This is a genomic window from Staphylococcus sp. EG-SA-15, assembly GCF_017151895.1.
Taxonomy (GTDB): domain Bacteria; phylum Bacillota; class Bacilli; order Staphylococcales; family Staphylococcaceae; genus Staphylococcus; species Staphylococcus aureus.
The window spans coordinates 1-5402 of record NZ_JACVZN010000054.1; the positions used below are offsets into that span (position 1 = coordinate 1).

The following is a 5402-nucleotide window of genomic DNA, read 5'->3' on the forward strand; positions in this document are numbered from 1 at the left end:
TTATTTTGACTTCTGAAGATTTGGATAGTGTCTTTGAAGGCGATTTCACATTGATGATTAGCTATGTGTAATAGTGTAATAACAATTTAGGAGTGAATGATTTGAAGCAATTTCTATATATTGCGTTAGTATGTGGTGTGATAGCAGGTCTTGGTGCTTTCTTACATATACCGCAGTATCCGAGCATGACAATTCCACGTATAGTAGCTATTTTAGGAATTATCAGTGCTATGTTGACTTTTAAAGACAAGCAAATCAGCGCCTCATTAAAGTTTAGCGCATTGTTAATTAATGTGCTGCCATTATGCGGTACCTTTGTAGCTTCAAATTAATTGTCGATAGCGCGTTTGAATATAATACAGTGCATTAACAGAAGAAATATGATTGTGTTAATGACATTGATGAAAATAAAGCACATCAACATAACCTCTCACTTGCATAGTAGTGAGGGGGTTTTTGTTGGTTTATATAAAATGAAGTAATTAATATTTAATGAAAATTAAGACATGATAAAATTCTAACGGCAGTATAGATATTTAAAAATGTGTATCAATGGCGCTATAGAGATAAGCAAGCATAGTGGTATCATATATAAATTTGTAATTTTTATTGCATAGTGTATGCAAGCATGTTTTTTATATACAAAATAGGTAGCTAAATATGTTAAACTGTTTGTAACAATTTTTATCATTAAGACAGATATAATAAATAAAATATAGAAAACTGATTAAAAGGTATACAGTTGCTCGTATGTGTGTCCAACTGTATTTAGAGTCGCACTTGTTGTAAAGCAAAATAGTTCGACTTACTTAGAAGTGAAAACGATAAGGGTCTGGGACGTAAAATAATGTCCTGGGCGCTACAATGTTATAGGAAATGCGATTAAAATCGCAGTGAACAAAGGGTATACAGTTGTTCGCATACGCGTCCAACTGCATAAGAAACACTAAAAGAATGTAATTCATAGTGTTTCTAAAATTTATTCAGGTTAAGGAGTATTAAGATGACAGCAGAAACGAATTATTTTTGGTTGAATTGTGGATATAACCGTTGGAATCATAATGAACCGTTAGTAGGACAAACAGCTTTATTTGAATCAGGCGCACATTTTAACCCATCTCAAGGATTTAGAGCGTTTAAAAAGGCTAAAGTAGGAGATCAAGTCATCTTTTATCAAGTTCAGACGGATACTGGACTACTTGGATGTGGTGAAATTATTAGTGTTGAAACAGGTGCACAAAATAAAATACGTGTACAGTTTCGTTTTAATGAACAATTGAAACCATTAACAGCAGATTATTTAAAGCGTAGTGAAGCTTTGGAATTTCGTATGAGTAATATGAAAGAGACATTGTTCAATCAAATCACTGCAGAAGAGTTTGATTTAATAAGTGGTCTTGGTAAAGGCGAAATTAAGATACCGCGTTATTTCTTTTTAGCTGAAACTGAAGAATTTGAACCTGGAAACCAATATACGATTTATACGCACACGTACAACGGTATTAAACGTAATGGTTATCATTTTTATACTCAGTTAGAAGAAGGCGACAATATTATTTTTTATAATCGAACGAAAAATCAATCTGTCGTTGGAATTGGAGAAGTATCAAAGCATATTCATGAAAAACCACCAATTCCTGGTAGAACAAATAGTACAGTGATTGAAGTGTCTTATGAGAAAGACATTACACCGATTACATTAAGTACATTAAATAAGCATCCTAAATTGAAAAACTTATATTTCCTTCAAGAAAATGCAAAACAGGCTATTGCAAGTATGTCACAAGCACAGTATGATGCAATTATTGAAATGAGCGATAATAATGGATTGAAATCTCCATTTGAAATGGTTCAAAAACCAGATATGCTTGAAAGTGAAAAAGAAGAAGCGTTAAAGCCATTTATTTTACTTGTTGTAGATCGAAAAGAAGAAGGCTTAAAAGCGGCTAATGACTTATTGCAAAAAGCGAATGCAAATCCTGTTATAACAACAGGTCATCCTGATTTTTCAGAAGATATGCTTTATGGCAAGTATTTACCAAATGAAACAGGGGCATTATACTATCGTGAAGGGTTTATTACTCAATTAATGCCTAAAAAGGATAAAAGTTATTTAGTTATTGATAATTTTAATCGTATAGATACAGACATTTTCCAAACGTATATTAATGTGTTAGAAGGCTATGAAGTAACATTACCACGTTATAATAAAGACGGTAATATGATTAAATGGTCACGACAAAAAGATTCTTTCTATTATTTCAATCCTAATTGGCATATTGTAGGTATTACATATGACAGTTTAGAGGAAATTAAGGAGAAATATTCAGAGCAGTTTTTAAAATACACACGTATAGTCAAAGTCAAACATGACTAATGATATATGGTAGTTTTTGAAAAGAAGTAAGGATAGGATTAAAAATTGCATAATTGCATATTTGAATAACCGCATAAAGAAAAATGACGGGTAATCAACCATAAGAGCTAATTAAGAGCTTATGATAGATTACTCGTTTTTATTTTAATAAATAATAAAGACAGTATATGAATATAAATGAATTTATGTTACTGAATTAAAACTTTATATGAGTTTTCCAGTCGTATGTTGAATAAGACGAATGACCAAACGCTAAGTTAATAATAAGAAATAAGATTACACTGTAGATTGAGAAATTTAAAGTAAATAAAAAATACATTATACAATAAATATAAAACTGAAAAATAAATTTTATGGCAATTTCGTGTCGCGAGGACTTATCAAGTGACAACCTTGTTTAAATGTTTTTAAATTAGGAAAAATGACTATAAGTACTATTAAAGGAGCGAATAAATTATGCCAATCGTATATTATGATGGAAACTGTATATATTGTTATAACTATGTCATTTGGTTAATTCAACATGACCTACCAAGAAATTATCAATTTGCCACGTTAAAAGGTGAAGTTGGACAACAATTTTTTAAACAACATCCAGAAGCGGCAAATAAAAATAGTGTGATTTTACAGAAAGGTGATCGTATATATTTTGAATCGCAGGCGATTATTAAACTAATCACAGCACTACCTAATCGAACTAAATTATTGGGCGTAGGTTTATGGCTTGTACCTAAACCAGTCCGTAATTTCGGTTATCGAATGTTTGCTAATAATAGAAATAGAATGTGGAAAACAACATGGCACCAACCAAATGATTATGAAAAATCGTTCTTTTTAGATGATAATGCGAAAGTAAAACTTACTGATTGATAAAACATACTTGCTAATTGATAATGGATATACTAGATGATGAATTAAAATTTAGACATTTAAAAAGCGGAACACCTTACATTTAGATTAGAATAATTATAAAAAAGAGAGTAAAAACACTTTACAGATTAGAATCATTATAATATAATAATTAATATAAACAAGCAAGACGTAGACAATTTTAAGGAGTGTATTAAATATGAGTAATCAACAAGATGTTGTAAAAGAATTGAATCAACAAGTAGCAAACTGGACAGTAGCTTACACAAAGCTACATAATTTCCACTGGTATGTGAAAGGACCTAACTTCTTCTCATTACACGTTAAATTTGAAGAATTATATAATGAAGCAAGCCAATATGTAGACGAATTAGCTGAAAGAATTTTAGCGGTAGGAGGAAACCCTGTAGGTACATTAACTGAATGCTTAGAGCAATCAATTGTTAAAGAAGCTGCGAAAGGTTACTCTGCAGAACAAATGGTTGAAGAATTATCACAAGACTTCACAAATATCTCAAAACAATTAGAAAACGCAATCGAAATTGCTGGTAATGCTGGCGATGATGTATCAGAAGATATGTTTATAGGTATGCAAACATCAGTAGATAAACATAATTGGATGTTTAAATCTTACTTAAGCTAATCTACAGATAAGTAATAATATAAATAAAAGCCAACACATAAATGGGGATACGCCCAGAATGTGTTGGCTTTTTGAGTTTAATCGCATTGTTAAAGAGCAATTAAAGTCAATTTAAATAAGTTACTCTGCGATTTCTAAAGCGATTTCCATCATTTGTGTAAATGAATTTTGACGTTCTTCAGGTGTAGTAGCTTCGTCACGTAAAATATGATCACTTACTGTGAAAATACCAAGTGCTTTTTTACCAGCATGAATCGCATTTAAATATAAACCAGCTGATTCCATTTCGATACCTAAAATACCCATTTTTTTCCAAGCATCATTGAATGTTGGATCGGCATTGTAAAATGTATCAGAAGATAATACGTTACCTACGTGTGTAGTAGCACCGATTTGGTCAGCGACATTTTTAGCTTTAGTTACTAACTCGAAGTCAGCGATAGGCGCGAAATGACCTGGAATATTGTATTGATCTACATAATTTGAATTAGTTGATGCAGCTTGTGCAATAATAACATCGTATAAGTTAACATTTTCTTGTAATGCGCCACAAGAACCGATACGAATGATTGTATCTACATCAAAGAAGTTGTATAACTCATATGAGTAAATACCAATACTTGGAATACCCATACCAGAACCCATTACAGAAACTTCTTTACCTTTATATGTACCAGTGTAACCAAACATGTTACGTACATCGTTAAATTGTTCAACATTTTCTAAAAAATTATCAGCAATATATTTTGCGCGTAGCGGATCGCCAGGCATTAATACTGTTTTAGCAATTTTTACTCCATTTGGTTGAATATGTGGTGTACCTTTTGTCATTTGTTATCTTCTCCTTAATATTCATTAATAATTTTAAGATAACATTTGTTTCCCTTTTTTGCGAATTTTTGTACTATAGAATTAAAGAATTATAAAAATATAATCCTGATTAGCTTGTTGTCAAGTCATCGTTCATAATGAAGATATCACGTTCAATTGTATTGTTTGTTTATGGGAAATGAATTAATGTAATAGTATATGTATGCGGTTACATAAAAAGCGAACATCTAACCTGATATTTAAATGAACCTGACGCTCAATCAACTAATTTACAACCGTATTTTTATAATCAACCATAAAGGAGGAGATAGAAAATGCATAGTGCAAAATTGATTGATCACACTTTATTGAAGCCTGAGTCAACACGTACGCAAATCGATCAAATCATCGATGAAGCGAAAGCATACCATTTTAAATCTGTATGTGTGAATCCAACGCATGTTAAATATGCAGCAGAACGACTAGCTGATTCAGAGGTGTTAGTTTGTACGGTAATAGGATTCCCATTAGGTGCATCGACAACTGCGACGAAAGCATTTGAAACAGAAGATGCGATTCAAAATGGTGCAGATGAAATTGACATGGTCATCAACATCGGCGCATTAAAAGATGGACGTTTTGATGATGTACAACAAGACATTGAAGCAGTGGTTAAAGCTGCGAAAGGTCACACAGTAAAAG

General features: G+C 31.7%; 6 protein-coding genes. 5 read left to right on the forward strand and 1 reads right to left on the reverse strand.

Annotated features, from left to right (window positions below; translation table 11 throughout):
* The first annotated feature begins 101 nt into the window (after window positions 1–101).
* The 4 genes from IDG64_RS14190 to IDG64_RS14205 all read left to right on the forward strand — a co-directional run bounded on the left by IDG64_RS14190 (window position 102) and on the right by IDG64_RS14205 (window position 3890).
* Window positions 102–332 carry a hypothetical protein gene (locus IDG64_RS14190; protein WP_000808817.1) on the forward strand — a complete coding sequence of 77 codons (231 nt, stop codon included), beginning with the start codon at window positions 102–104 and terminating at the stop codon, window positions 330–332.
* Window positions 333–1003: 671 nt separating this feature from the next.
* A complete protein-coding gene (locus IDG64_RS14195; protein WP_000123402.1) occupies window positions 1004–2377 on the forward strand; it encodes an EVE domain-containing protein in 1374 nt (457 codons plus the stop codon).
* 456 nt (window positions 2378–2833) lie between these two features.
* Window positions 2834–3247, forward strand: coding sequence for a thiol-disulfide oxidoreductase DCC family protein (locus IDG64_RS14200; protein ID WP_001123303.1), 414 nt, complete (start codon window positions 2834–2836; stop codon window positions 3245–3247).
* Between the two features lie 199 nt (window positions 3248–3446).
* Window positions 3447–3890: a Dps family protein gene (locus IDG64_RS14205; protein ID WP_000070866.1), complete on the forward strand. Its 444-nt coding sequence runs from the start codon at window positions 3447–3449 to the stop codon at window positions 3888–3890.
* A gap of 120 nt (window positions 3891–4010) precedes the next feature.
* Here the strand turns inward: IDG64_RS14205 and deoD are convergent, their stop codons facing one another.
* Entirely contained in the window at window positions 4011–4721 is a 711-nt protein-coding gene (gene deoD, locus IDG64_RS14210) for a purine-nucleoside phosphorylase (protein WP_000160304.1), read from the reverse strand.
* Window positions 4722–5035: 314 nt separating this feature from the next.
* Here deoD and deoC point away from each other — a divergent pair.
* A partial coding sequence (gene deoC / locus IDG64_RS14215; protein ID WP_077477372.1) for a deoxyribose-phosphate aldolase occupies window positions 5036–5402 on the forward strand: 367 nt, incomplete at its 3' end.